Annotated in this window: 3 protein-coding genes and 1 pseudogene; all 4 read right to left on the reverse strand. The window is 55.9% G+C overall.

Features of this window, described 5'->3' with window-relative positions:
* Positions 1-142: 142 nt before the first annotated feature.
* The gene (locus ACIQ0R_RS11570) at positions 143-1,933 is read right to left on the reverse strand and encodes an acyl-CoA dehydrogenase (protein WP_395827519.1); all 1,791 of its coding nucleotides are present in this window, start codon (positions 1,931-1,933) and stop codon (positions 143-145) included.
* Positions 1,934-2,220: 287 nt separating this feature from the next.
* Entirely contained in the window at positions 2,221-3,150 is a 930-nt protein-coding gene (locus tag ACIQ0R_RS11575; protein ID WP_395827522.1) for an electron transfer flavoprotein subunit alpha/FixB family protein, read from the reverse strand.
* Positions 3,151-3,257: 107 nt separating this feature from the next.
* Entirely contained in the window at positions 3,258-4,010 is a 753-nt protein-coding gene (locus ACIQ0R_RS11580) for an electron transfer flavoprotein subunit beta/FixA family protein (RefSeq protein ID WP_395827525.1), read from the reverse strand.
* A gap of 79 nt (positions 4,011-4,089) precedes the next feature.
* Positions 4,090-4,218, reverse strand: a pseudogene (locus ACIQ0R_RS11585) (IS3 family transposase); the annotation flags it as partial.
* Positions 4,219-4,341: the final 123 nt, after the last annotated feature.

The following is a 4,341-nucleotide window of genomic DNA, read 5'->3' on the forward strand; positions in this document are numbered from 1 at the left end:
GACACCTCGACAATATTTGCAAGAAATTGAATAGAAATATTCCATGTTCTTGCAAATTCCGCAACCGCTTTTGAGGCATCAGGCCCCGCCAACATTGGGGGGATGGGGTTGTTCAGGGGCGACTACAGAGCTAAACCAGCTGTCAGAACTGATCCTCTGTCAACGCCATGACGCCACTACTGCCTTCGACAATAGAGACGCGGTAAGCATCTGCTTGGGACAGGATGTGATCGGCAAAGAAACGCGCGGTGCCGATCTTGGCCTGATAGAAGCTGACATCGCCTCCACCAACTTGCAGTTTTTGCAGAGACACAAGTGCTGCGCGCCCCAGTTGCCAGCCGCCCAGCACAATGCCGGCCAGCTTCAGGTATGGCACACTGCCGGCAAATACGCCCTTGATGTCGCTCTTCAGATTATCGACCACATAGGTGACGACCTGCTCCAGCGCATCGGCACCGCGCGCCAGTTGCTTGCCAATAGCAACCAAGTCAGCAGAACCACTCGCAGCCAGCTGCGCCTGGGTGGCACGGACTTGGGCAACGATGCCCCGTGCCACCGCGCCACCATCACGTGCGGTCTTGCGGCCGATCAGGTCGTTGGCTTGGATCGCTGTGGTGCCTTCGTAGATCGTCAGGATCCGCGCATCGCGATAGAACTGTGCCGCACCGGTTTCTTCGATGAAGCCCATGCCGCCATGGATCTGCACGCCGGTGGACGCCACATCGATCGACATTTCGGTGGACAAGCCCTTAACTACCGGCACCATATATTCATAGAACGCCTGATTCGACTGACGACTAGCCGCGTCGGGGTGATGATGCGCAGCATCGTGGGCGGCGGCAGTCACATAAGCCAGCGCCCGCGCTGCTTCGATCTGCGAACGCATACTCATCAGCATGCGCCGCACATCGGGCTGATGGATGATCGTCACGGCTCCGGCGGAGCCAGCAAGGTCGCGCGACTGCACCCGATCCTTGGCATAGGCTACGGCTTTTTGATAAGCACGTTCGGCGACACTGATACCTTGAAGACCAACCGCAAAACGCGCAGCGTTCATCATGATGAACATGTATTCGAGGCCACGATTTTCCTGGCCGACCAAAGTACCGACGGCACCGCCGTGATCGCCGAACTGCAGCACTGCGGTAGGGCTGGCCTTGATACCCAGTTTATGCTCAATCGATACGCAATGGACATCGTTGCGGGCACCTGGCGTGCCATCGGCATTGACCAGGAATTTCGGCACGATGAAAAGTGAAATCCCTTTGACGCCCTCCGGCGCATCAGGCGTGCGAGCCAACACCAGATGAACAATGTTCTCGGCCATATCATGCTCGCCGTAGGTAATATAAATCTTGGTGCCGGAAATCTTGTAAGTCCCGTCATCCTGCGGCACCGCGCGAGTGCGCACCAGCGCCAGATCGGAACCGGCTTGCGGCTCAGTCAGATTCATGGTGCCGGTCCACTTGCCCGACACCAGTTTTTCCAGGTAAATCTGCTTCTGCTCATCGCTGCCCGCGGTGAGCAACGCTTCGATGGCGCCGTCGCTCAATAATGGGCACAACGCAAACGACAGATTAGCGGCATTGAGCATCTCAATGCAGGGGGTAGCGACCAGCTTCGGCAAACCTTGGCCACCGAACTCAACGGGATGCTGAACACCTTGCCAGCCAGCTTCAGCAAACGCCTTGAATGCCTCCTTGAAGCCTTTACTGGTGGTGACATGTCCATCATGCCAATAGCTCGGCTCCCGATCGCCGGCGTAATTCAGCGGAGCGACTACTTCACCACAAAATTTGGCATTTTCCTGCAATACCGCTTCCACGGTTTCCGGGGTCGCATCCTCGCAACCCGGCAGTGCATTGACCTGCGCCAGGCCGGCCAATTCATTCAGGACAAACAACATGTCTTTCAGTGGGGCGACATAACTCATGACCTACTCCAAAAAATCGGGTGGTAAAACCAAGGCCCCGAAAAACCGCTGCCGACGTTGCAACTTCGGCACGAGAAGCAGCGCCGCAAAATAATAGGTAAGCATCACAGCATCGAACCGACAGCGTGCGGCAGGCGTTTCGAGACCTACTTTCAGGACCAATCAACGCCAACACTCGCCACTAGCATCGCAACCTTGTGCTTAGAAGCACGCTGCAACCCAAGGTATCGAAAAGCAATCGAGAAGATGCTTTTCAACGCCCGGCGACACCATGCGATACAGCTGAATTAGCCCAGTTCAGCTACCAACTGCGGGACGATATCGAACAAATCCCCAACAATGCCATAATCGGCTACCGAGAAGATCGGTGCTTCTTCGTCCTTGTTAATGGCGACGATCACCTTTGAGTCCTTCATCCCGGCCAGATGCTGAATCGCACCGGAAATACCAACCGCGATATAAAGTTGCGGCGCCACGATCTTGCCGGTCTGGCCGACCTGCCAGTCGTTCGGCACGAAGCCTGCGTCGACTGCGGCGCGCGAAGCACCCATCGCCGCGCCAAGCTTGTCGGCCAGCGGCTCCAGAATCTTGAAGTTTTCAGCAGAGCCCATACCGCGCCCGCCTGACACGATGCTCTTGGCGGCCGTCAGTTCAGGACGATCTGACTTGGCAAGTTCGCGCGAAACAAAGACCGATTTGCCAAAATCGGCGGCTGCAGCAATATTTTCCACAGTAGCAGAACCGCCTGCTGCAGCGGCATCAAACCCGGTAGTACGAACAGTGATGACCTTGATGGCGTCAGACGATTGCACTGTGGCGATGGCGTTGCCGGCATAGATCGGGCGTTCAAACGTATCCGGGCTATCGACCTTGGTGATTTCGGAAATCTGAGCGACATCCAGTTTAGCGGCCACGCGTGGCAGGATATTCTTGCCATAAGCGCTAGCCGGGGCCAGGATGTGGCTGTAGCCGGAAGCTAGCGCCAGCACTTGCTCGGCGACGTTTTCTGCCAGGCCGTCTGCGAAATAAGCGGCATCGGCGACCAACACTTTGGTCACGCCCGCAACTTGCGCGGCAGCCTGAGCGGCTGCCGCGCAGTTGCTACCGGCGACCAGCACGTGGACTTCGCCACCGCATTGGATGGCGGCGGTGATGGTATTGAGGGTACTGCCTTTTAACGAGGCGTTATCGTGTTCGGCGATGACGAGGGCTGTCATGGTGACTCCTGGTTGGTATATCGTGCGCCTGCAATCAACGGATGCAGCACGACGGATGGTTCTTTGATTGCCTAGGTTGAGGGCAGCAATCGGTTACAAGAAATCGGTTACAAGACCTTGGCTTCGCTCTTCAACTTGGCGACCAAGGTTGCCACGTCAGGCACCTTGATACCGGCACTGCGCTTGGCCGGCTCGACCACTTTCAAGGTCTTCAGGCGCGGCGCAACGTCGACACCAAGATCGGCCGGCTTGAATACGTCCAGCGTTTTCTTCTTGGCCTTCATGATGTTCGGCAGCGTCACGTAGCGCGGCTCGTTGAGACGCAAATCGGTGGTGATGATCACTGGCAGCGTCAAGGAGATGGTCTCCAGGCCGCCGTCGACTTCACGGGTGACAGTAACCTTGCCGTCTTCCAGCACAACCTTGGAAGCGAACGTCGCTTGCGGCCAACCCAGCAGTGCAGCCAGCATCTGGCCGGTCTGATTGCAATCATCGTCAATGGCCTGCTTGCCGAGGATGATCAGTTGCGGCTGCTCCTTATCTGCGACTGCTTTGAGCAATTTGGCAACCGCCAGCGGCTGCAAGTCGGTTTCGGCTGTATCGACCAGAATGCCGCGATCAGCACCGATCGCCATTGCGGTGCGCAGGGTTTCCTGAGATTGCGTGACACCACAGGAAATTGCGATCACTTCCGTGACCTTGCCGCCTTCTTTCAGACGCGTGGCTTCCTCAACAGCGATTTCGTCAAACGGATTCATCGACATCTTGACGTTAGCAATGTCTACGCCGCTGCCGTCCGATTTGACCCGTACTTTGACGTTGTAGTCGACGACGCGCTTGACTGGTACTAGTACTTTCATCGTTATGCCTTTTATTAAATAAAGAAATCTGAATTGACGTTAACGTAAATCTTAATTAGGAATTATAAGAGGGAAGCTCAGTTATATCGACACTCCAAACCTGATTTGGTCGGATGATTGGCAAACCACGCAACAAATACGGGTAAATCTTGTGCGCAGGATGCGCAAGACTGGTATTGGGGCCGGGTGCCATCCCAGCCAGTCCTGAGCTTCCCTCGATTTTTCGTCTTCCAACAGGTGGCTTTTATGCCGCCTGTTTTTCCTGATGTTGCTCAGTGAGCCAGTCATCTAAATACTGGCAGGGTGAACGATAGCCAAGCGTCGAATGCTG

The organism is Collimonas sp. (genome assembly GCF_044339385.1).
Taxonomy (GTDB): Bacteria; Pseudomonadota; Gammaproteobacteria; order Burkholderiales; family Burkholderiaceae_D; genus Collimonas.